This window comes from Bittarella massiliensis (ex Durand et al. 2017) (genome assembly GCF_009876955.1).
GTDB classification, from domain to species: Bacteria; Bacillota; Clostridia; order Oscillospirales; family Ruminococcaceae; genus Bittarella; species Bittarella massiliensis.
Genome location: NZ_WWVY01000003.1, coordinates 404,294 through 429,606 on the forward strand (window position 1 = coordinate 404,294; position 25,313 = coordinate 429,606).

Annotated in this window: 26 protein-coding genes; 15 read left to right on the forward strand and 11 right to left on the reverse strand. The window is 63.8% G+C overall.

Features of this window, described 5'->3' with window-relative positions; all coding sequences use genetic code 11:
• Positions 1-76 precede the first annotated feature (76 nt).
• The 8 genes from GT748_RS05840 to GT748_RS05875 form a co-directional block, all read right to left on the reverse strand.
• Positions 77-1,159, reverse strand: coding sequence for a BMP family lipoprotein (locus tag GT748_RS05840; protein WP_073261077.1), 1,083 nt, complete (start codon positions 1,157-1,159; stop codon positions 77-79).
• A gap of 359 nt (positions 1,160-1,518) precedes the next feature.
• The gene (locus GT748_RS05845; protein ID WP_073261075.1) at positions 1,519-2,601 is read right to left on the reverse strand and encodes a BMP family ABC transporter substrate-binding protein; all 1,083 of its coding nucleotides are present in this window, start codon (positions 2,599-2,601) and stop codon (positions 1,519-1,521) included.
• A gap of 429 nt (positions 2,602-3,030) precedes the next feature.
• Positions 3,031-3,582, reverse strand: coding sequence for a pyruvate kinase alpha/beta domain-containing protein (locus GT748_RS05850; RefSeq protein WP_021661014.1), 552 nt, complete (start codon positions 3,580-3,582; stop codon positions 3,031-3,033).
• On the reverse strand, positions 3,579-4,073 hold the full coding sequence (locus GT748_RS05855; RefSeq protein ID WP_161213306.1) for an HNH endonuclease: 495 nt from the start codon (positions 4,071-4,073) through the stop codon (positions 3,579-3,581). Before GT748_RS05855 ends, GT748_RS05850 begins: the two co-directional genes overlap by 4 nt.
• A gap of 3 nt (positions 4,074-4,076) precedes the next feature.
• Entirely contained in the window at positions 4,077-5,225 is a 1,149-nt protein-coding gene (locus tag GT748_RS05860) for an aldo/keto reductase (RefSeq protein WP_161213305.1), read from the reverse strand.
• A gap of 160 nt (positions 5,226-5,385) precedes the next feature.
• Positions 5,386-6,120, reverse strand: a complete 735-nt coding sequence (locus GT748_RS05865) for a hypothetical protein (protein WP_021660753.1) — start codon at positions 6,118-6,120, stop codon at positions 5,386-5,388.
• A 21-nt stretch (positions 6,121-6,141) separates the two neighbouring features.
• Positions 6,142-6,879 carry a DUF5058 family protein gene (locus GT748_RS05870; RefSeq protein WP_021660752.1) on the reverse strand — a complete coding sequence of 246 codons (738 nt, stop codon included), beginning with the start codon at positions 6,877-6,879 and terminating at the stop codon, positions 6,142-6,144.
• A 70-nt stretch (positions 6,880-6,949) separates the two neighbouring features.
• On the reverse strand, positions 6,950-8,380 hold the full coding sequence (locus GT748_RS05875; protein ID WP_021660751.1) for an amidohydrolase: 1,431 nt from the start codon (positions 8,378-8,380) through the stop codon (positions 6,950-6,952).
• A gap of 275 nt (positions 8,381-8,655) precedes the next feature.
• On the opposite strand from GT748_RS05875, the gene GT748_RS05880 reads away from it, so the two are divergent.
• The 3 genes from GT748_RS05880 to GT748_RS05890 are packed head-to-tail and all read left to right on the forward strand — an operon-like array spanning position 8,656 to position 11,081.
• Complete coding sequence (locus tag GT748_RS05880; protein ID WP_021660750.1) at positions 8,656-9,318, forward strand: HAD family hydrolase; 663 nt, start codon at positions 8,656-8,658, stop codon at positions 9,316-9,318.
• 59 nt (positions 9,319-9,377) lie between these two features.
• Positions 9,378-10,295 (forward strand): 50S ribosomal protein L11 methyltransferase, encoded by a 918-nt coding sequence (gene prmA, locus GT748_RS05885; protein WP_044993095.1) that lies wholly within the window; start codon positions 9,378-9,380, stop codon positions 10,293-10,295.
• 48 nt (positions 10,296-10,343) lie between these two features.
• The gene (locus GT748_RS05890) at positions 10,344-11,081 is read left to right on the forward strand and encodes an RsmE family RNA methyltransferase (protein ID WP_021660748.1); all 738 of its coding nucleotides are present in this window, start codon (positions 10,344-10,346) and stop codon (positions 11,079-11,081) included.
• 70 nt (positions 11,082-11,151) lie between these two features.
• On the opposite strand, the gene GT748_RS05895 is transcribed toward GT748_RS05890, so the two are convergent.
• Entirely contained in the window at positions 11,152-11,310 is a 159-nt protein-coding gene (locus tag GT748_RS05895) for a hypothetical protein (RefSeq protein ID WP_021660747.1), read from the reverse strand.
• Positions 11,311-11,553: 243 nt separating this feature from the next.
• Here GT748_RS05895 and GT748_RS05900 point away from each other — a divergent pair, with 243 nt between their 5' ends.
• From GT748_RS05900 to GT748_RS05945, 10 genes are all read left to right on the forward strand, one after another.
• Entirely contained in the window at positions 11,554-12,720 is a 1,167-nt protein-coding gene (locus GT748_RS05900) for a M20 metallopeptidase family protein (RefSeq protein ID WP_044993098.1), read from the forward strand.
• A 62-nt stretch (positions 12,721-12,782) separates the two neighbouring features.
• Positions 12,783-13,949, forward strand: coding sequence for a M20 metallopeptidase family protein (locus GT748_RS05905; protein ID WP_021660744.1), 1,167 nt, complete (start codon positions 12,783-12,785; stop codon positions 13,947-13,949).
• A 124-nt stretch (positions 13,950-14,073) separates the two neighbouring features.
• Complete coding sequence (locus tag GT748_RS05910; RefSeq protein ID WP_021660743.1) at positions 14,074-15,243, forward strand: M20 metallopeptidase family protein; 1,170 nt, start codon at positions 14,074-14,076, stop codon at positions 15,241-15,243.
• Positions 15,244-15,434: 191 nt separating this feature from the next.
• Positions 15,435-16,574 (forward strand): AI-2E family transporter, encoded by a 1,140-nt coding sequence (locus tag GT748_RS05915; protein WP_021660742.1) that lies wholly within the window; start codon positions 15,435-15,437, stop codon positions 16,572-16,574.
• Positions 16,575-16,898: 324 nt separating this feature from the next.
• A complete protein-coding gene (gene aroF / locus GT748_RS05920) occupies positions 16,899-17,915 on the forward strand; it encodes a 3-deoxy-7-phosphoheptulonate synthase (RefSeq protein WP_073261161.1) in 1,017 nt (338 codons plus the stop codon).
• Entirely contained in the window at positions 17,912-18,775 is an 864-nt protein-coding gene (locus tag GT748_RS05925; protein WP_021660739.1) for a prephenate dehydrogenase, read from the forward strand. The genes aroF and GT748_RS05925 overlap by 4 nt, the downstream gene beginning before the upstream one ends.
• Positions 18,738-19,796 carry a 3-dehydroquinate synthase gene (aroB, locus tag GT748_RS05930; protein WP_044993093.1) on the forward strand — a complete coding sequence of 353 codons (1,059 nt, stop codon included), beginning with the start codon at positions 18,738-18,740 and terminating at the stop codon, positions 19,794-19,796. The genes GT748_RS05925 and aroB overlap by 38 nt, the downstream gene beginning before the upstream one ends.
• Complete coding sequence (gene aroA / locus GT748_RS05935) at positions 19,793-21,070, forward strand: 3-phosphoshikimate 1-carboxyvinyltransferase (protein WP_073261069.1); 1,278 nt, start codon at positions 19,793-19,795, stop codon at positions 21,068-21,070. Before aroB ends, aroA begins: the two co-directional genes overlap by 4 nt.
• The gene (aroC, locus tag GT748_RS05940) at positions 21,060-22,130 is read left to right on the forward strand and encodes a chorismate synthase (RefSeq protein ID WP_021660735.1); all 1,071 of its coding nucleotides are present in this window, start codon (positions 21,060-21,062) and stop codon (positions 22,128-22,130) included. The genes aroA and aroC overlap by 11 nt, the downstream gene beginning before the upstream one ends.
• A gap of 42 nt (positions 22,131-22,172) precedes the next feature.
• Positions 22,173-22,439, forward strand: coding sequence for a chorismate mutase (locus GT748_RS05945; RefSeq protein WP_021660734.1), 267 nt, complete (start codon positions 22,173-22,175; stop codon positions 22,437-22,439).
• A gap of 4 nt (positions 22,440-22,443) precedes the next feature.
• On the opposite strand, the gene GT748_RS05950 is transcribed toward GT748_RS05945, so the two are convergent.
• Positions 22,444-22,674 (reverse strand): helix-turn-helix domain-containing protein, encoded by a 231-nt coding sequence (locus GT748_RS05950; RefSeq protein WP_052537707.1) that lies wholly within the window; start codon positions 22,672-22,674, stop codon positions 22,444-22,446.
• 176 nt (positions 22,675-22,850) lie between these two features.
• Here GT748_RS05950 and GT748_RS05955 point away from each other — a divergent pair, with 176 nt between their 5' ends.
• Together GT748_RS05955 and GT748_RS05960 are read left to right on the forward strand one after the other, a co-directional pair.
• On the forward strand, positions 22,851-23,096 hold the full coding sequence (locus GT748_RS05955) for a helix-turn-helix domain-containing protein (RefSeq protein ID WP_021660731.1): 246 nt from the start codon (positions 22,851-22,853) through the stop codon (positions 23,094-23,096).
• 764 nt (positions 23,097-23,860) lie between these two features.
• Entirely contained in the window at positions 23,861-24,409 is a 549-nt protein-coding gene (locus tag GT748_RS05960; RefSeq protein WP_161213304.1) for a helix-turn-helix domain-containing protein, read from the forward strand.
• 78 nt (positions 24,410-24,487) lie between these two features.
• Here the strand turns inward: GT748_RS05960 and sfsA are convergent, their stop codons facing one another.
• Positions 24,488-25,186 (reverse strand): DNA/RNA nuclease SfsA, encoded by a 699-nt coding sequence (gene sfsA / locus GT748_RS05965; RefSeq protein ID WP_021660622.1) that lies wholly within the window; start codon positions 25,184-25,186, stop codon positions 24,488-24,490.
• Positions 25,187-25,313 lie beyond the last annotated feature (127 nt).

The window sequence follows — 25,313 nt, forward strand, 5'->3', positions numbered from 1 at the left end:
CGCAGCGGCGGCCCCGGCCAATGGCCCTGGCCGCCGCTGACGGTGCGTTTTGCGCGTTGAAAAACAGGGGTGTCCGCTACGGCTTGACAGACTCGCGGATCTTCACAAACTCGTCCTGGCTCATGCCGTACATGGTGGAGACCTTCTGCTCGCCGCTGACGAGCTTCTTCTCCAGCCCGTCGATGTAGGTCTGCACCTCCTGCGGGGTGTGCTCCTTGTAGTAGTCGTTCTTGGCCAGGCCCACAGCCTCTTCCTTCAGGCCCCACTTCTCCAGGTGGCCGTAGGTCTGGGTGCCGGCCAGGGTGTCTTTAATGACCTTGTAGACCACCATGTCCCCCCGCTTCATGGCCGAGGTGAGGATGGTGTCGGCGATGTCCTTTTTGGTGTCGATGAAAAACTGGCGCTGGTCGGCGTCCACGCCGATGGCCCAGAGGTCGTTGTCGCGGCAGGCCTCGATGACACCCAGCCCGGCGCCCATGGCGCAGGGGTGGAGCAGGTCGGCTCCCAGCTGTTTGATCTGCACCAGGGCCATCTCTTTGCCCTTGGCGGCGTCGGTCCAGCTGCCGATGTAGGAGGTGGCCACCTTGCCGTTGGGGGCAACCAGCTGCGAGCCCTCGATGAAGCCGATCAAAAAGTCGTTGATGATGGTGTCCTCACTGCCGCCCAAAAAGCCGATGGTGTGGGACTTGGACATCTTCTGGGCCAGCGCGCCGGCCAGAAAGTCCACCTGGTTTTGCAGGTAGGTGATGCAGAACATGTTGGACATCTTGATCTCGGTGGTGGGCTCGATATCAAAACCCACGAATTTCGACTCCTTGTACTCGTCCATGTGCTTTTCGATGATGGGGATGTACTCGCTGCTGCCGAAGAAGATGACATCGTAGCCGGCGTCGGCCACGTCCTGGATGGCGGGCTCCATCTTGGCCTTGTCGGTGCCGATCTCGGCTACTTTGATTTCGACCCCCAGGTCTGTCTCGGCCTTTTTCAGCCCCTCGTAGGCGATGTCGTAGTAGGACTTGTCCCCCAGGGCCGAGCAGATCATCACCACCCGGAACTTCTTTTCCCCGTCCTTGTTGCCCTCGTCCTTTTCGCCGCAGCCGGTCATCAACAGGGATGACGCCGTCAGGGCGGCCAACAGAATTGCCAGTGCCTTTTTCACAGTTTTCCCTCTCTCTCTTTTTTGGATTTTCACGATTTCGACGGGCGTTCACCCGCCCTTCACAATCCCATCCTAGACCTTGAAAAGAGGGGGAGCCAGGACAATTGTCCCGCGGGAGGATGTTTTTTTCAGACTTTGGCAGTCTTATAAAAACCCTATTTTTTCGCCGTTTCTCCCAATTGCAGATGGCGGGATTTGTCCCTTTTGGCGGAAGGTGGGCCCTCCTTTTGTGCGGGGATACAAAAGCCCCCTTTTTTTATTGGCAAAAACACCTAGGAAGAATCTGGCAGACCAAGGGCTTCATTTGCAGTAAAAAATAAAATTTTTTCTTTTTTTAAGTGGAGACGGCGCGTTCGCCGTTAGGGCTTGACCCCCTCGCGGATGGCGACAAAGTCGTCCTGGCTCATGCCGTAGGCGGTGAAGACCTGCTGGCTGCCGTCGAGGAGCTGGCCCTCCACCTTGTCCACATAGTCCTGGATCTCCTGCGGGGTGTGTTCCTTGTAGTAGTCGTTCTTGGCCAGGCCCACGGCCTCTTCCTTCAGGCCCCACTTCTCCAGGCTGCCGTAGGTCTGGGTGCCGGCCAGCTCGTCTTTGATGACCTTGTAGACCACCATGTCCCCCCGCTTCATGGCCGAGGTGAGGATGGCGTCGGCGATGTCCTTCTTGCTGTCGATAAAGAATTCCCGCTGGTCGGCGTCCACGCCGATGGCCCAGAGACCGTTGTCGCGGCAGGCCTCAATGACACCCAGTCCGGCACCCATGGCGCAGGGGTGGAGCAGGTCGGCCCCCAACTGTTTGATCTGCACCAGGGCCATCTCCTTGCCCTTGGCGGCGTCGGTCCAGCTGCCGATGTAGGACGAGGCCACCTTCCCCTTGGGGTTGGCCAGAAGGGAGCCCTCGATGAAGCCGATCAAAAAGTCGTTGATGATGGTGCCCTCGGTGCCGCCCAAAAAGCCGATGGTGCCCGACTTGGACATCTTCTGCGCCAGCGCGCCGGCCAAAAAATCGACCTGGTTTTGCATATAGGTGATGCAGAACATGTTGGACATCTTGATTTCGGTGCTGGGCTCGATGTCAAAGCCCACGAACTTGGACTCCTTGTACTCGTCCTGGTGCTTTTCAATGATGGGGATGTACTCGGTGCTGCCAAAGAAGATGATATCGTAACCGGCGTCGGCCACGTCCTGGATGGCGGGCTCCATCTTGGCCTTGTCGGTGCCGATCTCGGCCACCTTGATTTCGACCCCCAGGTCGGTCTCGGCCTTTTTCAGCCCCTCGTAGGCGATGTCGTAGTAGGACTTGTCCCCCAGGGCCGAACAGATCATCACCACCCGGCACTTCTTTTCCCCGTCCTTGTTGCCCTCGTCCTTTTCGCCGCAGCCGGTCATCAGCAGGGATGACACCGTCAGGGCGGCCAACAGGATTGCCAACGCTTTTTTCATTGCTCGTTTCCCTCGCTCTCTTTTTTCATTCAGAATTGTATAGATTTTCATTCACTCCAAAAGAGGGGAGAAAAAAGCAAAAAAGGCCGACATTGCGTCAACAATGCCAACCTTTCGTGTGATTTTTTCCCTTTTTGAGGGCGAAAGAAATCCTATACCAAACTGTTCCTCGCCTTCCAATTTAAACAAAGCAATCGAATTTGTCAACTAAATTTTACTATTTATTTATTTTTTAGACATATTGCTCTTTCTCGCAATAAAGCACTTTTTTGTACCGCCTTCACAGCGACACCGCATTCTTTTTAGAAGTTCCTCTATAAAGAACGGGGCGGCACAAAATATGCGGGGGAAAACACCGAGAAATCTGGGAAAACCGCCAAAAAAGGCCCTCGCCGCCGCAAACGGGCGCCGAGGGCCTTTTAGAGGCGCTTACTCCCCTTCTTTGCCGGGGAGACAGAGCACCTCTTTGACCTTGGTGGCAAAGAGTTTGGACGAGTAGCTGGGGCGCAGGATCAGGGCCGTGTCGCAGCCGAGGCTGGTCCCCCCCACCGCCACCACGTCCTCACCAAAGGGGAGGTAGCCGCCGTCCATGGCCATGGTGGAGCACTCCACACAGACCTTGGTGCCCTGGGAGAACATCCGCAGGGCGTTGGCGACGATCTCCAGCGGATACATCCCGCCGTTGGCGCCGGAGACGGCCCGCTCGGCCGCTGAGAGGGCGTGGGCGGCGGTGCAGACCGAAAAGCCCCAGTCCTTCAACTTCTGGCGCTCGGCCTCTTCCATGACGTTTTTGCCCGGCTCCTTGGAGCCGTAGGCCAGGGTGACCACCGTCACCTGTAAGCCGCAGTCCCGAAAGAGTTCGGCTGTGGCGCCGGAGGAGCTGGCCACCACCAGGTGGCGGATGCCCCGGGCCTTGGCACCTTCAACGGCAATGCGGGCGGTTTCCTCTGCCCCGGCGGGGCCGACTGGTACCAATTTCAATTGTCTTCCTCCCATTCTGTGCGCCCGCCGCCGGCAGGGGTGTCGGGCGGGCGCTTCTCCCCCCGCCGCGGCGGGGGATAGCGAACTTTTGTGACCCGGTGTCCATCGCACCAGGCGGTAAAGGCGGGCCCGAAAAAGCAGAGCCCTTCCGACCAGGGGCGCACCCCCGCCACCCCCTGCGCCACCGCCGGGGACAGCCGTCTCCCCTCCCCTGGGGGGAGGGGAAGGGCCCCGTCGCCCACCGCCCGGGAAAAGAGGGCGCAGACCGTCCCCTCCCAGTCGGGAGGGACCGCATCCCCCTTTTCCCGGTTGCAGGCCCGGCAGCAGAGGACCAGGTTGTAGACTGCCGAGGGACCCCCGCGGGCGCGGGGCAGGTGGTGGTCCAGGGTGCCGCCGCCAAAGGAGAGGGGTTTGCCGCAGTAGAAGCAGCGGCCCCCTTCCCGCAGATAGCAGTAGCGGCGCTTGGTCTTGTCAAAGACGTAGGGGCGCACCGGCTACTTCCCGAAAAGGCGGGTGGCCCTGGCCATGTTCTCGATGACCGGCACCCCAAAGGGGCAGTTTTTCTCGCAGGAGCCGCAGGCGATGCACTCCCCCGCGGTGACGGGCAGGGCCTCGTAGTGGGCGGCCACGGTGGCGGGGACCGACAGCCTCTCCCCCGCCTCGGCCAGGTCCAGGTATTTGTGGACGGCGGCCACGTCGATGTGCTGGGGGCAGGGCAGGCAGTGGTTGCAGTACATGCACCGGTGGGAGAGGGAGCCCTGCATCTCCTGGGCGAGGAAGGAGAAGTCCCGCTCCTCCTCGCTGGCATCAAAGTAGCCAAGGGCGTCCTCCAGCTCGGCCACGCTCTGCACCCCCAGCAGCACGCTGGCCACCCCGGGTTTGGAGAGGGCGTAGTGGATGCACTGGGTGACGGTGAGGGGCCGGTGGAAGGGGGTGGTGGCCGGGTCCAGCAGTTTGCCGGCGGCCAGGGCCTTCATGACGGTGATCCCCACCCCGCGGGCCCCGCAAAGCTGGTAGAGCCGCTCCCGCTCGGGGGAGAGCTGGCCCTGGGTGGGGGTGGCGGCGATGAGCTGGTCGAGGGTCTTCTCGGCCGGCTCAAAGTCGTAGGCGGGGTTGATGGAGAAGAGGAGGAGGTCGAAGATCCCCGTCTCTACCAGTTTGATGGCGGTGGCGGGCATGTGGCAGCTGACCCCCAGCTTGCGGATGACCCCCTTCTCCTTGAGGCGGAGGGCGTAGTCGATAAAGTCGCTCTCAAAGACGCCGTCCCAGTCCTTCTGGGTGTCGACGAAGTGGACCATCCCCAGGTCGATGTAGTCGGTGTGGTACTTCTCTAAAAAATCGCGCACATAGGTGTCGGCCTCTTTCACTTTGCGGGAGCGGGCGTACTGCCCCCCCTGGAGCACCGCGCCGATGTGCCCTTGCAGGTAGACGTTTTTGCGGTAGGGGCGCAGGGCGTCCCCCATCTTCCGGCGGTACTCCACCTCGGGCATGAAGAGGTCGAAGATGTTGACCCCCCGCTCCACAGCGGCGCCCACGGTGGCCTCGACGGTGGGGTAGTCGCGGGTGCAGAGGTGCTCGCCCCCCACCCCCACGGCGCTGACGGAAAACCCGGTGTTTCCCAGCTGTCTGTATTCCATCTCCATGAAAAGGCCTCCTTCTCTCCTCTGCGGGCGCGGCGAGCCGGCCCGGCAGGAGCTGTTGTAACTTCAGTATACCCCTCCTTTTAAAAGGGCGCAAGGAGCAGGGCGCAAAAAAGGGCCGGGGCAGTTGCCCCGGCCCTTTTCAACTGCGAAAAGGGGGTAATTACTTCTTGGACGCGACCGGCTCGGGCTCGGTCTTGCCCTGCTCGTAAACTTTGATGATGCCCTTTTTGTACATCAGCCAGGAAGTCAGGATGGTGACGGGGATCATGCCCACGATGACAAAGCCCTGGTAGGTGCTCAGCGGCACGCCCATGATCATCAGGATGATGACGATGATGACGGCGGGGACAGCGCCCAGCAGCTTGCCCTTGATGTTGTACTTGCCGGACCGGCCGTTGAAGATGCCCAGGGCCAGGCCGCCGAACAGAGCGGGCAGCATGTAGCCGGTGGCGGTCTTGACGGCAGGGATGGCGAAGATGGGCTGCAGCGGCACCAGCAGGATGACGCCCAGGGCGATGATGGCCATGGTGACGATGGAGGAGGCGCCGACGGCCACGGTGACAACGGCGTCGCCCTCGTCGGTGGACTGCTCCACGCCGGCGATGTCGATGGCGTTGATGGCCACAGGCAGCTTCAGGTTCATGACGTTGCCGGTGATGAAGGTGATGTAAGAGGCGGAGCCGAGCACGGGGGCGTAGCTGAACACCTCAGAGATGGCGATGGGGATGAACATGGCCAGCAGGCCGGTGCCGCTCTGCAAAACCAGGCCGAAGTCCGGGAAGCAGCTGTAGATGGCACAGATGACCAGGGGGATACCCACCATGAAGCCGAGGGCGCCAATACTGCCGAGCCGGCCCAGGCGATGGATGGACTTTATGTATTTCTCGTTGTTCATTGTATAGTCCTCCTTTCCCTATTAAGCGAACATGCCGACCACGTTGGTCCAGAGCACGGAGGAAGCCATGCCCAAAATCAACACGATGGCGAGGTTGAAGTCGTTGAGCCACTTGGCCCCGGTCTTCTTGGCGATGGTCGCGATCAGCAGGCCGATGCCGGCACTGGTGAGCAGGGTCAGGGTGCCGACGAAGTTCCAGCCGGTGGCGGGGTTGTAGACCTGCAGGGGCATCATGACGGACATCATGGCCATCATGAAGCAGCCGGAGAAGACAGCGCCCCAGCCGCCGCTCTTGCGGTTGTAGTCGGCCATGCTGGTGGTGATCTTCTTGGCGGCGATGATGTTGGTGATGATGCCGAACATAATGCCGATGCTCATGACGATCATCACGGCGCCAAAGACGTTGGCGGGCTGCGCACCGGCGCTGGCGAAGTTCAGGCCCATGGCCTGGATGACCATGTCGGCGGCCATCAGCTCATAGGAGACGGCGCCCACGACGGAGAGCCGGAACCAGGCCCAGGGGGTGCCGATGACGGCGGCCAGGGAAATCAGGCCGATGACGATGGACAGGGAGGGGACGATGGAGAAGGTGCAGGACGAGCTGATGACCTTTTTGATGGTCGTGTTCTCGATGCCCAGCTCCAGGCAGCGCTTGCGGGCCTTCACCATGAAGGCGGCGGCCAGTCCGGCTACGTACAGCAGTCCGGCGATGACCAGAATCCACAGCCAGGTGCTGTTTGACAGTTCTTTGAATGTCATTTGATTCACTCCTCATTTCTGTTTCATTGTGTATCGCAACAGCGCAGTTACCGCTCGCTGTTTGAAACCGTTAGTCCAGATAGGGTTTGACGTCGTCGGGGAAGGGGCAGTTGTACTTGCCGCCGGTCTTTTTCAGGTACTCCTCCTGGGCGGGAGCGAGGACGGAGGGGTCCTCAATGACCTTGACGGCGGCCAGAGCCAAAGCCTTGCCGGCCTGCAGCAGCCCCTTGTGGGCCAGGCGGGAGCCGGCCTGCGCCGTCTGCTGCCAGGAGTGCCCGGGGGTGCCCAAACAAGCGGTGGGGGCGGTCATCTGGGCGGTGGGGGTGACATAGCTGACATCGCCCACATCGGTGGAACCCGGCATGGCGATGTTGCCCATGGGTCGGTAGGGGAAGACCTCGCCGCAGATGGCCTGGTCGGCGTATTTCTGCGCCAGTTCCGGGCCGCCCAACATCCCCAGCTGCTGGGCCGAGGCGGCCTTTTCGGCCGGGGTGAGGGTGTCGCGGAAGGATTGGGCCAGGGCTTTGTCCTCCTCGTCAAAGGGGACCTCGCCCACCTCGTTCATGGCCTCGGTCAACAGGGTGGTGAGCACCTCGTTGGGGATGTAGTCGGAGAGACCGTCTTTGATTTGAACGATTGACTCGGTCTCGGTCATCATGGCCGCGCCCTTGGCGATCTTCTCGATGCGGGCAAAGAGCTCTTTGGCCTCGGCGATCTTGGGTGCGCGGATGTAGTAGTGGAGCTTCGCCCGGTCCTGCACCACGTTGGGGGCGGTGCCGCCCACATCGTGGAAGGCGTAGTGGATGCGGGCCTCGGGGCTGACGTGCTCGCGCAAAAACTGCACGCCGATGTTCATCAGTTCGGCGGCGTCGAGGGCGCTGCGGCCCAGCTGGGGCGACGCGGCCGCGTGGGAGGTCCTGCCCACAAAGCTGAAAAAGACGCTGATGTTGGCCAGGGAGCTGATCCCCATGGGGGCAAAGCAGTCGCCGGGGTGCCAGCTGAAGGCGCAGTCGAGGCCGTCAAAGCAGCCCTCTCTGGCCATGAAGGCCTTGCCGCAGCCGAACTCCTCGCCGGGGCAGCCGTAGTAGATGACGGTGCCGCTCTTGCCGGTGGCCTGCAGGTAGTCCTTGACGGCGACGGCCGCCGCCAGACTGCCCGCACCCAAGGCGTTGTGCCCGCAGCCGTGGCCGGGGGCGTCCTTGACCACCTCTTTTTTCGAGGAGCAGCTCGCCTCCTGGCTGAGGGAGGGCAGGGCGTCAAACTCGCCCAGGATGCCGATGACCGGCTTGCCGCTGCCGAATGTGCCGGAGAAGGCAGTGGGGATGCCCGCCAGCCCTGTCTCCACCGCGAAGCCCTCCTGCTTCAACACTTCGATGAGGGCAGCCGAGGACTGGAACTCCTTGAAGCCCAGCTCCGGCGTAGACCAGACCTTGTCGCTGACCTGGGTGAAGAGAGCGGCCTTGTCGTCCACCAACTTGCAGATGTCGTCCCGTACCGACATGATTTTGATCGCCTCCTAATCTAATGCGCGGCTGCCAGTCATTGGTGATAATGACGGAAAACAGTAGATTTTTTTGGTAAATGCAACCTATGCTTTCTTTTTCTTGCAGAACAGCGCCTTTATGTTTATGAATTGTAACATAAAATGAACAAACAAGCAATTGTGTTTTAACGATTTATGAATATTGGCCAAAGGGATGTTGCAGAATTTATCTATTTATATTTGCTGGGAAATATGGTAGAATCAACCCATGAAAAGAAGGGGAGGGCGTTGCCATGCGCTATCGCGCGCTGTTACTGGATATGGACGGGACCCTGATCGACTCCTCGGGGGGGATCATCGCCTGTGCCAAAGAGGCCATGGAGGAGCTGGGGATCCCCATCCCCCCGGAGGACACCTTCCACCGCTTTATCGGCCCGCCCCTGAAGGAGTGCTTCCGCATTGTCGCCGGGGTGGAGGACGAGGCGCTGCTGGACCGGGCGGTGGCCAGCTACAAGGCCCATTTTCGGGACGAGCACATCGCCGCCGGCAGGCTCTACCCCGGGTGGGAGACCCTGTTGCCCGCCCTCAAGGCCCAGGGGGTCAAGCTGGGGGTGGCCACCCTCAAATTCGTGGGCTTTGCCCGCAAGACCACCGACCACTTCGGCCTGACCCCCCTCTTCGACGCCATCTGCGGGTCGGTGCCGGAGAAGACCCCCTCCAAAGAGGGGATCATCCGGGAGGCGCTGGCCGAGATGGGGATCGACGAGGCCGACGCCGACGAGGTGCTGATGGTGGGGGACAGCCCCTATGACGAAGAGGGGGCCGCCGCCGTGGGCTGCCGCTTTGCCGCCGCCACCTACGGCTTTGGCTACCTGGGGATGGAGGAGAGCCAGATCGAGGCCGATGCGCTGGTACACAGCGTGGAGGAGCTGGCCGACTACCTGCAAAACAGTTGACCGGGGCGCCCGCAGGCTGTCTGCCGCGGGCGCTCTCTTTGAGAGAGGAGACAGAGAAGATGGACTGGACAGAGATTCAGGTGGCCGTCGCCGCCGGGGACGTGGAGGTGGCCTCGGCCATCGCCCACATGGTGGTGCCCTACGGCATCTACATCGAGGACTACTCGGACCTGGAGGAGGTCGCCCCCCAGGTGGCCCACATCGATTTGATCGACGAGGAGCTGCTGGCCCGGGACCGGGAGCACGCGGTCATCCACCTCTACATCCCCGCCGACCAGGCGCCCATGGAGGCCGTCTCCTTTTTGACCGGGCGGCTGGAGGAGGAGGGGATCGGCCACACCCTCTCCACCGGCGAGATCGCCGAGGAGGACTGGGCCTTTGGCTGGAAGAAGTATTACCACCCCCTGCCCATCGGCCAGCGGCTGGTGGTCTGCCCCAGCTGGGAGCACTACGAGAAATCGCCCGGCCAGGTGGTGGTGACCCTGGACCCGGGGATGGCCTTCGGCACCGGCACCCACCACACCACCAAGCTCTGCCTGGAGCGGCTGCAGGAGGTGGTGCGCCCCGGCTGCAGCGTGCTGGACGTGGGCTGCGGCAGCGGGATCCTGGCCATCTCCTCCCTGCTGTGCGGGGCCGGCTCGGCGGTGCTCTGCGACATCGACGAGACGGCGGTCAAGGTGGCCCGGGAGAACGCCGCCCTCAACGGGGTGGCCGAGCGCTGCACCGTGGTGCAGGGGGACCTGGCCACAGGGGTGCAGGGGCGCTTTGACGTGATCTTTGCCAACATTGTGGCCGACATCGTGATCCGGCTGCTGCCGGACGTGAAGCCCCACCTGAACGAGGGCGGGGTGCTGGTGGCCTCGGGGATCGTGGACGTGCGCCGGGACGAGGTGCTGGCGGCCATGGAGCAGGCCGGGCTGACCGTTTTGGACGTGCGGGAGGAAAAAGGCTGGTACGCCATCACCTGCCGGGCCTAAAGCCTGCCCGCGCGGGTGGTGGACAGCTTTGTTAAAGGAGTATGCGGGATGCCCAAGTTTTTTACCGAAGACATCGCCAGGCAGCGGGGAATTTTGCGCGGCGGGGACGTCAAACACCTGACCCGGGTACTGCGGCTGGGCCCGGGGGACGTGGTGACCCTCTGCGACGGGGCGGGGTTTGACTACGACTGCCAAATCGAGACCGTCGAGGAGGGCCAGGTGGTCTGCACCGTGCTGGAAAAGCGCCCCTGCCCCGCCGAACCCGACCTGGACCTGACCGTTTACATGGCCCTGCCCAAGCAGGACAAGATGCAGTTGGTGGTGCAAAAGTGCGTGGAGCTGGGCTGCCGGGAGATCGTGCCGGTGACCAGCGAGTGGTGCGTCTCCCGCCCCGATCCCAAGAGCCTGCAAAACAAGATAGAGCGCTGGCAGAAAATCGCCTGGGAGGCGGCCAAGCAGTGCGGGCGGGGGGTGCTGCCCACCGTCTCGCCCTGCCTGCCCTTTGCGCAGGCGGTGGAGGAACTGGCGAAAAAGGATCTCCCCCTCTTCTTCTACGAGAAGGGCGGCCGCCCCATCGGCGAGCTGCTGGCCCAGGCCCAGGCGGCCGGGCCGGTGCGCAGCTGCGGGCTGCTGGTGGGCAGCGAGGGGGGGCTGACCCCCGAGGAGGTGGCCCTGGCCGAGGGCCACGGGGTAGGCATCGCCTCCCTGGGGCCCCGCATCCTCCGCTGTGAGACCGCCCCCCTGGCGGCGGCGGCCGTGGTGATGTATTTGACGGGGAATCTGTAAACGACTGTTTATCTAAAACGAAGAGCGCCTGGCGAGTTGGCCTCGCCGGGCGCTCTTCATTTTGAACCCCTCAGCGCTTGAGGAGGGAGCGCTGCCATTCGACGAAAGAGCCGATGGCCAGAAAGGCCAGGCCGAAGGCGGCGATGAGGGGATAGCGCCACGGCCCCTGCCAGAGGGGGAGGACGGCCCCCACACGCAATGGCCAGGGATAAAAGACGTTGCCGTCCATCCTCCTTGGGCGCGGACTGCGCCGCGCCGCCTTTTCTTTTATGGTAACATCCTGCTGTGCAAAACTCCATCAGTAGGAGCTTTTTTTGGCGTCTATTACATTTTTAAACGGATATTTTTGGCGACTATTCGCCGGGATCCGCCCCTTTTTGCGCCTCCCTCTCGATTGACGGCCCTCTGTGAAAAGGCTATACTTTGAGAAAAGAGGCGCCCTTCGGGGCGCAGAGGGGGAATTTTGTTGCAAGTGAGAGAACTGGCCCATCAATATGCCGGATACGTCACCGATTTTCGCCGGGAACTGCACGCCCACCCGGAGCTCTCGATGGAGGAGGAGTGGACCTCCGCCCGCATCGCCCGGGAGCTGGAGGGACTTGGCATCCCCCACACCGTGCTGCAAAACCGGGGCATCGTCGCGGTGGTGGACAGCGGCCGTCCGGGGCCCCGGCTGGCCTTTCGGGGGGATTTTGACGCCCTGCCCCTGACCGAGGAGGTGGAGCTTCCCTTTCAGTCCCAGATCGCGGGGAAGATGCACGCCTGCGGGCACGATGCCCACGCCGCCATGGTGCTGGGGGCCGCCCGCATCGCCTGGGAACAGCGCCAGCACCTGTGCGGCACAGCCTATTTCTGCTTTCAGCCCGGAGAGGAGACCGGCGAGGGCGCAGGCCCCATCGTCGCCCACCTAAAGGCCCTGGGCGGGGTGGACCGGGCGGTGAGCCTGCACGTCAACGGCGCCTACCCGGTGGGCAGCCTCTACCTGCAAGACGGGCCGATGTACGCCGGCGCCACCCGCTTCGACATCGAGGTGGAGGGGGTGGGCGGCCACGGCTCCCGCCCCGATTTGGCGTCCGACCCCATCCGCCCGGCCTGCGAGATCCTTCTCAAGGCGGCGGCCATCCCGGTCAACCGGCACGACCCCTTTGCCACCTGCGTGGTGAGCCCCTGCCTGATCCACGCCGGCACCAAAAACAACATCATCCCCGGCAGCGCCTCCATCGGGGGGAACATCCGCTTTTTCCGCTACGGGGACGGGCCCGCCCTGGTGGAGGAGATCCGCCGGCTGGCCGGGCCCACCGCCGCGGCCTACGGCTGCACCGCCCGGGTCACCGGGGGCGAAAAGTGCACCGAGCCGGTCCTCAACGACCCCGCATCCGCCGCCTGGGGCCGCGCCCTGGCCGCCGACCTGGGCTTTTCGCTCATCCCGGCCCAGGGCCCCTCGGCCGCGTCGGACAACTTCGCGGAGTTCCTCGAGGCCTTCGGTGGCTTCTACGCCATGCTGGGGGCCCGCAGCGAGCTGCCCGGCACCTCCGGCAACGCCCACAACCCCACCTTCTGCATCGACGAGGGGTGCCTGGAAGAGGGACTGGCCCTCTTTGCCGCCTGCCTGTTTGATCTCCTGGGAGGCAAGGAGTAAAGGAGTAGGGGACAACTTTTTTGCATACAAAAGGTATCAAGAATAAAAAGGAGTGTTTTGAGATGTCTGTCATCAAAGAGCTGAGCGAGAAGTACGAGTCCTATGCCATCGACCTGCGGCGGGAGCTGCACGCCCACCCCGAATTGAGCTTGCAGGAGGAGTGGACCTCCGCCCGCATCGTGGAGGAGCTGGAAAAACTGGGCATCCCCTGCGAAGTGGTGGGCCCCCGCAACGTGGTGGGCCTCATCGACACCGGCCGGGCCGGCAGATCCATCGCCATCCGCGCCGACATCGACGCCCTCCCCCTCACCGAGGAGGTGGAGCTGCCCTTTAAATCCCAGTTTGAGGGAAAGATGCACGCCTGCGGGCACGACGCCCACGCCGCCATGCTGGTGACCATCAGTCGCATCCTCAACGAGACCAAAGAGCAGTTTTCCGGCAAGGTCTACCTCTGCTTCCAGGTGGCCGAGGAGACCGGTTTCGGCGCCGACGACATCGTGGCCTACCTGCAGGAAAAGGGCGGGGTCGACCAGGTGATCGCCACCCACATCGCCGGGGCGGCCCCGGTGGGGACCATCTGGATCCCCGACGGGCCGATGTACGCCGGCAACATGGGCTTTAAGATCGTGGTGCACGGGGTGGGCGGCCACGGCTCCCGCCCCGACGCGGCGGTCGACCCCATCCGCCCGGCCTGCGAGATCCTGCAGGCCATCGCCGCCATCCCGGTCAACCGGCACGACCCCTTCAAGACCCTGGTGGTCAGCCCCTGCACCATCCACGCGGGCACCAAGAACAACATCATCCCCGGCGAAGCCGAGATCGAGGGGAACATCCGCTTCTTCGCCTACGGCGACGGCGACGCCGCGGTGGAGGAGATCCGCCGGATGAGCGAGCACCTGGCCGCCGCCCAGGGCTGCACGGTGGAGGTCACCAGCGAGGCCATGGCCCCCTACCCGGTCATCAACAACAATGAAGCCGCCGCCCGGGGCCGCGCCCTGGCCGCCCAGCAAGGGCTGACGGTGCTGCCCCCCGCCGACCCCCAGGCCGCGTCGGACAACTACGCCAACTTCCTCAACGCCTTCCCCGGCTTTTACACCATGCTGGGCGCCCACAGCGAGATGCCCGGCACCTCCGGCAACCACCACAACCCCACCTTCTGCCTCAACGAGGACTGCATCAAACTGGGCATTGCCTTCATGGCCGAATACGCCTTTGCATTTTTGAAATAGCCCCGGAACAGACGCGCCGTTTCTGTGCGCTGTTCACAGAAAGTTGGTTTGACAGCCCCATTTTTTGCCTCTATAATACAAAGTAGTGAGTCTATTTCACCATCATCAAGGAGGGTATCTTTCCATGACCATTAAAGAACTGATCGCCCAAAATGAGGACTACATCATCGAGATGCGCCGGGAGTTCCACATGCACCCCGAGCTGAGCTACCAGGAGGAGCGCACCTCCCGCCGGATCTGCGAAGAGCTGGAGAAGATGAACATCCAGTACGAGGTCGTCGGCCGCCGCAACGTCATCGGCATCATCAACAAGAACAAAGCGGGCAAGAAGATCGCCATCCGCGCCGACATCGACGCCCTGCCGGTCTGCGAGGAAGTCGACCTGCCCTTCAAGTCCCAGACCCCCGGCGTGATGCACGCCTGTGGCCACGACGGGCACACCGCCATGCTGTTGGGCATCGCCAAGTCCCTGAACGAGCTCAAAGATGAGCTCAACGGCTCGGTCTACCTCTGCTTCCAGGTGGCGGAAGAGGTCGGCGGCGGCGCCGCTGAGGAGTGCGTCGAGTACCTGCAGGCCCACGGCGGCGTGGACCAGGCCATCGGCACCCACCTGATGGGCCAGATGCCCGTCGGCCTCATCGGCATCCCCGACGGGGCGATGATGGCTGGCAACACCGGCTTTAAAATCAAGGTCCACGGCGTGGGCGGCCACGGCTCCCGCCCCGACCTGGCGGTCGATCCCATCCGCCCGGCCTGCGACATCCTGCTGAAGGTGCAGGCCATCCCGGTCAACCGGCACGACCCCTTCTCCACCGTGGTGGTGAGCCCCTGCATGATCAACGCCGGCACCAAGAACAACATCATCCCCAACGACGCCGAGATCGAGGGCAACCTGCGCTTCTTCAAGGCCGGCGAGGACATTGAGGTCATCGACCTGATGCGCAAGATCGCCGAGAACGTGGCCGCCGCCTATGGCTGCACCGCCGAGGTGGAGCGGGTGATCATGGCCCCGCTGCCGGTGGTCAACGACAAGGAGGCCGCCGCTGCTGGCCGCGCCCTGGCCGCCGAGCAGGGGCTGACCGTTCTGCCCCAGGGCGACCCCGCCACCGGCTCGGACGACTACGCCGCCTTTGTCCACGCCTTCAAGGGCTTCTACTGCGTGGTGGGCGCCAAGAGCGATCTGCCCGGTACCTCCGGCAACCACCACAACGCCAACTTCGCCATCGACGAGGCCAGCCTGAAGGTGGGCGCCACCTTTATGGGCGAGTACGCCTACAACTTCCTGACCAAATAGGATCCCCTCCGTCAGGTTTTGGGGCGCGGCACGCCCGCGTACATAGCTTTTGCGATCCCCGTGCGGTCTCCGGCCGCACGGGGATTCTTTTTGCCCCCTCCCCCGCATATCCTGCCAGGGGGCCGGGCCTGCATATCCCACCCAAAACTGCCCATCCTCTTGAAAATAAGCGGAAAAAGGAGGGGATAGCAATGGAGAAGCGGCGCGCCTTTTTGGAAAACACCCTCTTTTTCGGCCTGGTGCTGGCCCTCGGCCTGCTGGGGGTGCACTGGCTGCTGCCCCTGCTCTCCCCCCTGCTGGCAGGCTTTTTTGTGGCCTTTGTCGCCGCCCGGCCCGCCCGCTGGCTGCACCGCCGCTGGCGCCTGCCCCAGCGGGGCTGCCAGACCGCCCTCACCGCCCTGCTCTACCTGGGGCTGGGGGCGGCCATCTGGTATTTTGGGGCGCGGCTGGTGGTCTCGCTGGGGAGCATCTTCTCCTCCCTGCCGGGGTTTTACGCCCAGGAGATAGCCCCCCTGCTGTCCCGGTTCCAGGAGTGGCTGCTGGGCTTTATCGAGGGCTTCTCCCCCGGCGCCCCGGTCTACTGGGAGGACTTTTTCGCCCTGGCGGGGGGCTCCATCGACGCCTGCCTGCAAAAACTCTCCGCCTGGGCCATGGGGGCGGTGACCCGGCTGGCCGCGGCCCTGCCCGCGGTCTTTCTCTGGTGCTCGGTGGCGGTGATCTCAGGGCTCTTCTTCGCCGCCGACTACCGGGGCATCACCCGCTTTTTTGCCCGCTGCACCCCGCCCCGGCTGGCGCAGGTGCTCTACCTGGTGAAGGACTGCGTCCAGCGCTCGGCCTTACAGATGGCCAAGAGCTACCTGATTTTAATGGCCGTGACCTTCGCCGAACTGGCGGCCGGGTTCTGGCTGCTGGGCATCGCCCACCCAGTCTCGATGGCGCTGCTGGTGGCCTTTGTCGACCTGCTGCCCATCCTGGGCACCGGGGCGGTGCTGGTGCCCTGGGCGGCCTTCCTGCTCCTCTCGGGGAACACCGGGCTGGGGCTGCAGATGGCCCTTCTCTACGCGGTCATCTCGATGGTGCGCAGCCTGCTGGAGCCCAAGGTGCTGGGCAACCAGGTGGGGCTGCACCCGCTGGTGGCCCTGTCCAGCGCCTACCTGGGCGGGGCGGTGCTGGGGTTTTGGGGCATCTTCCTGGGGCCGCTGGGGGCCATTGTCGCCCAAGATCTGATTGCCCACGGGGTGATCCGCCTGCCCGGCCGGGTGCGGGAGGCGCGCCGCCGCGGCCGGGCCGACCGGGAAGGGCGCGGGGAAAAACCGGCAAAAGGCGGTTGACAAATCCCCGCCGGCGGCGTATATTGAGTACAAAGGCGATGCAGTCGCCCTTTAAAGGAGTAAAGCAACATGAACAACGCGGTCTCCCTCTCTTCGGTCTCCTATTACGGCTACCGCTACCTGGGCTATTTTTATGGCGCGGGCGTTTTGTCGTATGGAAAAGTGAAGAGGGGCCGCGGGTAGAGCGGGTAAAAGAAAACCACAGAGCGATTTTTTTGCCGGTACCTGGGCTTCGCCTCCCAGGTGCCGGCTTTTTTTGCGCCTTTGCCGCAAAGAGGGCCGCCGCGCGGGGAGCGGGCTCGGCCGAGAATGGAGGAAAACAGGATGATCGTCATCTGCAAAAAGGGAACCACCCAGGAACAAATCGACCAGTTCACCCACTGGCTGCACGACCAGGGGATGGAGGTGCACCTCTCCCGGGGGGCCCGGACCACCCTGCTGGGGCTGGTGGGGGACACCTCGTCCCTCGACGCCGAACAGCTGGCCTCCCTCCCCTTTGTGGAGCGGGTACAGCGCATCTCCGAGCCCTACAAAAAGGCCAACCGAAAGTTCCACCCCGAGGACACGGTGGTGGATGTCAGCGGGCGCAAACTGGGGGGCGGGCACTTCTGCATGATCGCCGGCCCCTGCTCGGTGGAGAGCGCTGAGCAGATCACCGAGGTGGCCCAGGCGGTCAAGGGGGCCGGGGCCTGTGTGCTGCGGGGCGGCGCCTTCAAGCCCCGCACCTCCCCCTACGCCTTTCAGGGGCTGGGGCCGGTGGGGCTGGACCTGCTGCGGGTCGCCCGCCAGAAGACCGGGATGCCCATCGTCAGCGAGGTGATGGACAGGGAGCAGCTTCCCCACTTCGCCGACGTGGACATCATCCAGGTGGGGGCCCGCAACATGCAGAACTTCACCCTGCTGCGGGCCGTGGGGGAGATGGGCAAGCCGGTGCTGCTCAAGCGGGGGCTCTCCTCCACCATCGAGGAGTTTTTGATGAGCGCCGAGTACGTGATGGCCGGCGGCTGCGAGCAGGTAATCCTCTGCGAGCGGGGCATCCGCACCTTTGAGACGGCCACCCGCAACACCCTGGACCTCTCGGCCATCCCCCTGCTCAAGCGGCTCTCCCACCTGCCGGTGGTGGTGGACCCCAGCCACGCCACCGGCATCCCCTGGATGATCGAGCCCATGTCCCGGGCGGCGGTGGCCGCCGGGGCCGACGGACTGATCATCGAGGTGCACAACGCGCCGGAAAAGGCCCTCTGCGACGGCGCCCAGTCCCTGCGCCCGCAGGAATTTGCCGACTTGGTGGAGGGGCTGCGGCCCTTTGTGAAGCTGTGCGGGAAGGAGTGGGCCAGATGACGGTGGGGATCGTGGGGCTGGGCCTCATCGGCGGCAGCCTGGCCAAGTGCTTTGCCCAGCACGGCCACCGGGTCCTCGCCTGCGACCGGGACGCCGAGACCATGGCCGCCGCCCTGCGCGACGGGGCGGCGCAGGGGGAGCTGACCCCCGCCCGCTTTGGCGGGTGCGAGCTGATTTTGGTTTGCCTTTGGCCGCAAAAAACGGTAGACTATATAGAGGAAAACCGGGCCGCCTTCCCCAAAGGGGGGCTGGTGGTGGACTGCTGCGGGGTCAAGGGGGAGATCTGCCGCCAGGTCTGGCCCATCGCCCGGGAGGAGGGGTTCACCTTTGTGGGGGGCCACCCCATGGCCGGGCGGGAGCTCTCGGGCTACCGGGCCAGCCAGGCCGATCTCTTCCACCGGGCCAGCATGATCCTGACCCCCGGGCCCGGGTGCGACGAGGCGGTGATCGAAAAGCTGCGGGCCCTCTTTCTCTCCCTGCACTTTCGGCAGGTGGTCCTCTCCACCCCCGAGGAGCACGACCGCATCATCGCCCTGACCTCGCAGCTGTGCCACATCGTCAGCAACTGCTTTGTCAAAAGCCCCACCGCCGGGGACTTCGGCGGCTTTTCAGCGGGCAGTTTTAAGGACCTGACCCGGGTGGCCAAACTCAACGAGGCCATGTGGACCGACCTGTTCTCCCAGAACCGGGCGGCCCTGCTGGCCGAACTGGACATCTTCATCGACAACCTCGCCCGGTACCGGGCGGCCCTTGCCCAGGGGGACGACAGCGCCCTGGAGGGGCTACTGCGGGAGGGGCGCAAAATAAAGGAGGGCCTGACCCTTGGAAATCATACCAGTCAAAACCGGGAGAGCCTATGAGGTGACGGTGGGCCACGGCTGCGCCGACGCCTTTTACGACCAGTTGGCCGCGCGCCACCGGGGCAAGCGGGCCGCCATCGTCACCGATGAGACGGTGGACGGCCTCTACGGCGAAGCGGTGCGCCGGGCACTGGAGGGGCGGGGCATCCCCTGCTGCAAGTTCGCCTTCCCCGGGGGGGAGCCCCACAAGCGAATGGAGACCGCCCTGGAAATCTGCGAGTTTCTCCACCGTGAGGGCATCACCCGCAGCGACTTTCTGGTGGCCCTGGGGGGCGGCATCCCCGGGGACGTGACCGGCTTTTGCGCCGCCGTCTACCTGCGGGGGGTGGAGTACGTGCAGATCCCCACCACCCTGCTGGCCCAAATCGACTCCTCGGTGGGGGGAAAGACCGCCGTCAACATCGACGGGGGAAAAAACCTGGTGGGCTGTTTCTGGCAGCCCTCGGCGGTGCTCTGCGACACCGCCTTCTTCGACACCCTGCCGGAGGAGACCTTTGCCGACGGGGTGGGGGAGGCCATCAAGTACGGCGCCATCCGCGACGCGCAGCTCTTCGAGCAGATGCGGGGGGATTTTCGCCGCAACCTGCTGCCCATCGTCGCCCGCTGCATCGCCATCAAGGCGGCGGTGGTGGAGGCCGACGAGCGGGATACCGGGGAGCGGATGGTCCTCAACTTTGGCCACACCCTGGGCCACGCCATCGAAAAGCACTCGGGCTTTGCCGTCACCCACGGCAAGGCGGTGGCCATCGGGATGCAGATGATGGCCGACGCCTGCGCTCAAAACGGCCTCTGCGCCCCCGAGGTGCCGGCCGCCATCCGCGACTGTCTGGAGCGAAACGGCCTGGCCTGGCGCTACGACGCCCCCCTGGAAGGGCTGCTGGCCATCGCCGCCGGGGACAAAAAGCGGGACGGGACGAGCATCTCCCCGGTGCTCATCCGCGCCATCGGCCGCTGTGAACCGGTGTCGATGGAGTGGGGCGCCTTCGCGCAGTTCATGGCCGCCGGGGGGAGCCGGGCGTGAGGGCGCGGGTCGCCGCCCGGGCCCTGCGGGGGGCCATCGCCGCGCCGCCCTCCAAGTCGATGGCCCACCGGCTGCTCCTCTGCGCGGCCCTGGCCGAGGGGGAGACGGTGCTGCGAAACGTCCCCGCCTCCAAGGACGTGCAGGCCACCCTGCGGGGAATTTCCGCCCTCGGGGCCCGGGTGCGGCGGATGGACGGGGGGGCCTACTCCATCCTGGGCATCCCCACCGGGACGCGGCCCCGACAGGCCGCCATCGACTGCGGGGAGAGCGGCTCCACCCTCCGCTTTTTGGTGCCGGTGGCCGCCGCCCTGGGGGTGGAGACCACCTTTTCGGGGACCGGGCAGCTGCCCAACCGCCCCCTCTCCCCCATCCTCCCCTGCCTCGCGGCAGGCGGGGCCGCCTTCCACTACGAAAACACCCTCCCCTTCACCCTGGGCGGGCAGTTGAAACCGGGCCGGTACGAGATCGCCGGGGACGTGTCCAGCCAGTTCATCACCGGGCTGCTCTTCGCCCTGGCCGCCCTGGAGGGGGACAGCGAGATCCTCCTCACCACCCCGCTGCACTCCGGGCCCTACGTGGAGATGACCTTGCAGGCCATGGCCGCCTTCGGGGTGAGGGCCCGGCGCACCCCCCTGGGCTGGTTCATCCCCGGGGGACAGCGGTTTATCCCCTGCGACACCGCGGTGGAGGGGGACTATTCGGGCGCGGCCTTCTTCCTCTGCGCCGGGGCCATCTCCGGCGACGTGACGGTGGAGGGGCTCTCCCCCCTCTCGCTGCAGGGGGACCGGGCGGTCTGCGACGTGCTGGAGCGCTGGGGCGCCTCCGTGACCCGGGGCAGGGATTTTGTGCGGGTGCAGTCGGCACCCCTCACCGGCGGCCCGGTGGCGGGGGAGGACATCCCCGACATCCTGTCCATCCTGGCGGTGACCGCTGCCGCCGCCCAGGGCGAGACCGCCTTTACCGGCGCCGCCCGCCTGACCATCAAAGAGTGCGACCGCCTGGCCGCCACCGCCGCCCTCATCAGTGACCTGGGGGGCCGCTGCCGGGGCGAGGGGGACCTGCTCGCGGTGGAGGGCCAACCCCTGGCCGAAGGGCTGCGGCCCGGCGGGCCGGCCGCCACCCACCGCGACCACCGCATGGCCATGAGCGCGGCCATCGCCGCCCTCTGGTGCGAGGGGCCGGTGGAGCTGGACTGCGCCGAGTGCGTGGAGAAGTCGTACCCCGACTTCTTCCGCGATTACGAGATGTTGGGGGGAAGCGTTCATGTCTTCTAGTTTTGGCAGCCGGTTTCGGGTGACCCTCTTTGGGGAGAGCCACGGCCCGGCCATCGGCGCGGTGATCGAGGGGGTGACCCCCGGCCTGCACCTGGAGGAGGGGTACATCCGCGCCTACTGCGCCCGGCGGCTGGCGCGGGGGGCCTACTCCACCGCCCGCCGCGAACCCGATCTGCCCCACATCGTCAGCGGGGCGGTGGACGGGGTGGCCTGCGGCACCCCCCTGACGGTGGTGATCGAAAACACCTCCACTCGCTCGGGCGACTACGGCCCCCAGTCGCAGATCGCCCGGCCGGGCCATGCCGACTACACCGGCCACCTGCGCTACGGCGGCTTTAACGACGTGCGGGGGGGCGGCCACTTTTCGGGGCGGCTGACGGCCCCCCTGGTCTACGCCGGGGCGGTGGCCAGCCTGATGCTGCGGCAGCGGGGCATCGCCATCGGCGCCCACGCGGCGGAGATCGCCGGGGTGACAGACACCCCCTTTGACCCGGTGTCGGTGGGGCCCCGGGAATTCGACGCCCTGCACAGCCGCGACTTTCCGGTGCTCGACCCCGCCGTCGGCGAGGGGATGCAGGCCGCCATTGCCGCTGCCCGGGCCGACTGCGACTCGGTGGGCGGGGTGGTGGAGTGCGCCGTCACCGGGCTGCCCGCCGGGGTGGGCGACCCCTTCTTCGACACCCTGGAGAGCCGGCTGGCCTACCTCCTCTTCGCCATCCCCGCGGTGAAAGGGGTGGAGTTTGGGGCCGGGTTTTCCGCCGCCCGCATGCGGGGGAGCGAGAGCAACGACCCCTTTGTCAGTGAAGGGGGGAAAATCCGCACCAGCCGCAACGCCGCCGGGGGGATCCAGGGGGGCATCTCCAACGGGATGCCGCTCCTCTTTCGGGCGGCCTTCAAGCCCACCCCCTCCATCGCCAAGCCACAGCAGACGGTCAACTTTGTCACCGGAGAGGCCCTCACCGCCGAAATCCGCGGGCGGCACGACCCCTGCATCGTCCCCCGGGCCGCCGTCTGCGTGGAGGCGGCCGCCGCCATCGCCCTGGCAGACCTGCTGGGCTAAAGGGCTGAGGGGCAAACCAAAACAAACAGGGAGGAATACGCCGTGGAACTGGACAAACTGCGGGAGGAAATCGATCAAATCGACCGGGAGCTGCTCTCCCTCTTCTGCCGCCGGATGGCGGTGGTGGCCCAGGTGGGGCAGTACAAAAAAGAGCAGGGGCTGCCGGTGCTCAACCAGGGGCGGGAGGACGCTATCCTCGCCCGCGCCCGGGCCCAGGTGCCGCCGGAGATGGGGGACGCGGCCTGCGAACTGCTGTCCACCGCCATCCGCCTGAGCCGGGCCTACCAAGAGGAGATTTTGCGGGGCTAACCCTTCACCGCCCGTCCAGCAATTGGCCGGGCGGGATGTGCAGGGTGTCCGCCATTTTGAAGAGGGTCTCCAGCGACACCCCCTTCAAGGTCGCCGGACCCTCTATCTGGGAGATAAAGTTGGCGCTCTTGCCGATGTACTCTGCAAAGGCCTCCTGGGTGTAGCCCGCCCGCTTGCGGTAATAGGCGAGGTTCTGGCCCAGGGCCTTGAAATTTTCGGGGTATTGGGTTTTCACCTGCGCTCCCTCCCTATCACTGTTCATGTTTTTCACTTTTGCGCCTTTTCGTCCTGCCGCTATACACAGATGGGGCAAAAGCCGGTACTTTTGTTCCCATGGTCACCATACTCAATCTACAAAATATGCTCAATATATTAAATACACTTACAAATTGTTTCATTTAGAAAGGAGGCATGTTTATAATCTCCTATGCCCCTTTTTACAAAACGCTAAATAAGCGCAATTTAAAAGAATATGACTTAATTCATTATTATAAAATCTCCAGCAATACTCTACACCGCATAAAGCAAGGAAAGCCAATTACAACTACGACACTGGATACTCTCTGCTCCATTTTAGCTTGTAATGTATCAGGCATTATAAATTATATTCCCGGCAATGCAAAGGGGACAAATAGCCCCGAAAAAGAGGGGCTGTAAAAAACATTTCGATGTGCGCCATTGAAGTATCCCTATTTCTATTTTCGAGTAAGCACTTCTGTCCAGACGACTTCCCAACAGGTTCATCTTCCCCACCAACTTTTCTTGAGATAGGTTTGCCCGTTTGCGCAATCTCTTCAAATTGTCAGACAAACTGACATTCTGAATAATCATATTTTTCAAGTTTTTCCCCTCTCACCAGTTGTGACCAATCAGTCGCAAACCTTTCCTTAATGATATAGGGGATTCAATGGTATAATTGAGACCCATAAGTCGCAACTCGAAAATTTAGGGAGGATTTTTTGCAATTGGGGGATGGGGAGACCTTTCGAGAAGTTCGGTATTTTCGAGAGACCCTTAGTGACAGCAAACTGCTTCTCCCCCTCTTGCTGATGCTCTCCCGCGACATTGTTGTTAGGCGGACGGCAAACAGGGTATTTCTACAGCTCTTTATGAAGGAATTGGACAGAGAGGATTCTCAAGCACTGGAGGGGCAAATTTTACTCACCATGTTCCATGAACAGGAGGTCTGGAGAAACTTACAATATTATTTTGAGACAGCCCGGGCGAAAGGCTCTATTTTATAGACAGGGATACTTCAATTGTACGCATTGGAACACCCCCTCTCCGCCCTGTGAAAACGCCGCGCGTCCTCTCGCTGCGGCAGAATGCCAAGCACCGCCAGTCTGTCCGCCACCACCTTCCCCCTGGTCTTTACACCGGCACCCCACTGTGTTATGGTGCCTATATAAAGAGGCGACAACATGGCGACCAAGAGCCTCCGCTGCATGATTTCGGTGGACGAAGAGATGCTTCGAGAAATGGAGGCCTTTCGCTTTGAGCGGCGCTTCCCCACCCGCTCACAGACCGCGGCGGAGCTGATTCGCTGGGGGCTGGAAGTCGTCAAGCAGGAGAGGATGACCCCAAAGACAGGTAAGAGATACAGTAAAGGAGAAAATGCTGTGAACGATCGCATCCGTCAGTTGCGCAAGGCGCTGGGGCTCAGCCAACAGGAATTCGCCGCGCGCATTGGGCGCAAGCAGAGCGCCGTCAGCTATCTGGAAAAGAGCGGCTCGACGGTCACCGAGCAGAACATCAAGGCCATCTGCAGCCAGTTCAGCGCCAGCGAAACCTGGCTGCGCACGGGGAGTGGCGGGATGTTTGTGCCGGGTGAAGGGCGGAAGAAAGAGCTCCTTGAAGCGTTTGGGCAGCTCACTCCCTCCTTGCAGGACTATCTCGTCAAATCTGCCAGAGAGCTGCTAGAGGCGCAGCGCGAGATGTCCGCAGATGGGGAAGGCCTCCCTCTCAAATAGGCTTTTTTGCAGCGATTTAAAAGCAGGAGCGCCGGCGGCCCATTGGCCGCCGGCGCTCTTTTTTTGCTGTCTGTTTTTTTATAACCGCACCTCCACCGGCCGGCCCAGCACAAGGCTGTCCTCCGTCACCCGGCAGTCGTAGCAGAGGGGGGTGATCCCGGCCGCGGCGGCCCGGCGGAGGGCCTGCCCAAACTGGGGGTGGGTGCGGTCGTTGGGGGAGAGGAAGCGGGCCGGGGAGAGCTGCGCCACAAAGAGGAGAAAGGCGTCCCACCCCTGGGCATGGGCCCGCTCCAACTCCTCGATGTGCTTGACCCCCCGCTGGGTGGGCGCGTCGGGGAAGTAGAGGCCGCCCCCCTCCTCGAGGGTGACCCCCTTGACCTCCACCAGGGCACGGCGGCCATCCTTCTCCAGGTAGAAGTCGATGCGGGAGGCGCCAAAGGGGTACTCGGCCCGCACCAGGTCGGGGGACTGGTAGCCGGGCAGGGCGAGGGCCCCCGAGAGGAGGGCCTCCTTCACCACGGCGTTGGGGGCCTGGGAGTCGATGTTGACCAGCATCCCCCCCTTGTAGACCGAGACGAGGGAGAACTGGGTCTTCTGCCCCTCCGCCCGGCCCCGCCGGTCCTGCAAGACGACCTGGGCCCCGGGCAGCAGCAGCTCCCCACAGCGGCCGGTGTTCTTCACGTGGCAGCGCACCCGCTCCCCCGCCAGGTCACACCAGGCTACAAAGCGGTTGGGCCGCTCCAAAAAGGTGGCGCGGCAGACGGTCTCATAGCGCATTCGCTCATCCCCTCTTTCCTGTACTTCCCGCCGGTCGGCAGACTGTGTTTATTGTACCAAGTCGCTGGCGCGACGGCTAGTGCAAGGTACATAATTCCGCTGCTTTTCCGAAAAAAATAGCAGTTTT

Bases quoted from the DNA above. Each gene is read 5' to 3' on its own strand.
- GT748_RS05955 (WP_021660731.1), top strand. From the start codon at position 22,851: ATGTTTATAATCTCCTATGCCCCTTTTTACAAAACGCTAAATAAGCGC.
- GT748_RS05890 (WP_021660748.1), top strand. From the start codon at position 10,344: ATGCCCAAGTTTTTTACCGAAGACATCGCCAGGCAGCGGGGAATTTTG.
- prmA (WP_044993095.1), top strand. From the start codon at position 9,378: ATGGACTGGACAGAGATTCAGGTGGCCGTCGCCGCCGGGGACGTGGAG.
- GT748_RS05845 (WP_073261075.1), bottom strand. From the start codon at position 2,601: ATGAAAAAAGCGTTGGCAATCCTGTTGGCCGCCCTGACGGTGTCATCC.
- GT748_RS05960 (WP_161213304.1), top strand. From the start codon at position 23,861: ATGGCGACCAAGAGCCTCCGCTGCATGATTTCGGTGGACGAAGAGATG.
- aroC (WP_021660735.1), top strand. From the start codon at position 21,060: ATGTCTTCTAGTTTTGGCAGCCGGTTTCGGGTGACCCTCTTTGGGGAG.
- aroF (WP_073261161.1), top strand. From the start codon at position 16,899: ATGATCGTCATCTGCAAAAAGGGAACCACCCAGGAACAAATCGACCAG.
- GT748_RS05875 (WP_021660751.1), bottom strand. From the start codon at position 8,380: ATGTCGGTACGGGACGACATCTGCAAGTTGGTGGACGACAAGGCCGCT.
- GT748_RS05865 (WP_021660753.1), bottom strand. From the start codon at position 6,120: ATGAACAACGAGAAATACATAAAGTCCATCCATCGCCTGGGCCGGCTC.
- GT748_RS05880 (WP_021660750.1), top strand. From the start codon at position 8,656: ATGCGCTATCGCGCGCTGTTACTGGATATGGACGGGACCCTGATCGAC.
- GT748_RS05915 (WP_021660742.1), top strand. From the start codon at position 15,435: ATGGAGAAGCGGCGCGCCTTTTTGGAAAACACCCTCTTTTTCGGCCTG.
- GT748_RS05905 (WP_021660744.1), top strand. From the start codon at position 12,783: ATGTCTGTCATCAAAGAGCTGAGCGAGAAGTACGAGTCCTATGCCATC.
- GT748_RS05895 (WP_021660747.1), bottom strand. From the start codon at position 11,310: ATGGACGGCAACGTCTTTTATCCCTGGCCATTGCGTGTGGGGGCCGTC.
- GT748_RS05870 (WP_021660752.1), bottom strand. From the start codon at position 6,879: ATGACATTCAAAGAACTGTCAAACAGCACCTGGCTGTGGATTCTGGTC.
- GT748_RS05860 (WP_161213305.1), bottom strand. From the start codon at position 5,225: ATGGAGATGGAATACAGACAGCTGGGAAACACCGGGTTTTCCGTCAGC.
- sfsA (WP_021660622.1), bottom strand. From the start codon at position 25,186: ATGCGCTATGAGACCGTCTGCCGCGCCACCTTTTTGGAGCGGCCCAAC.
- GT748_RS05925 (WP_021660739.1), top strand. From the start codon at position 17,912: ATGACGGTGGGGATCGTGGGGCTGGGCCTCATCGGCGGCAGCCTGGCC.
- GT748_RS05910 (WP_021660743.1), top strand. From the start codon at position 14,074: ATGACCATTAAAGAACTGATCGCCCAAAATGAGGACTACATCATCGAG.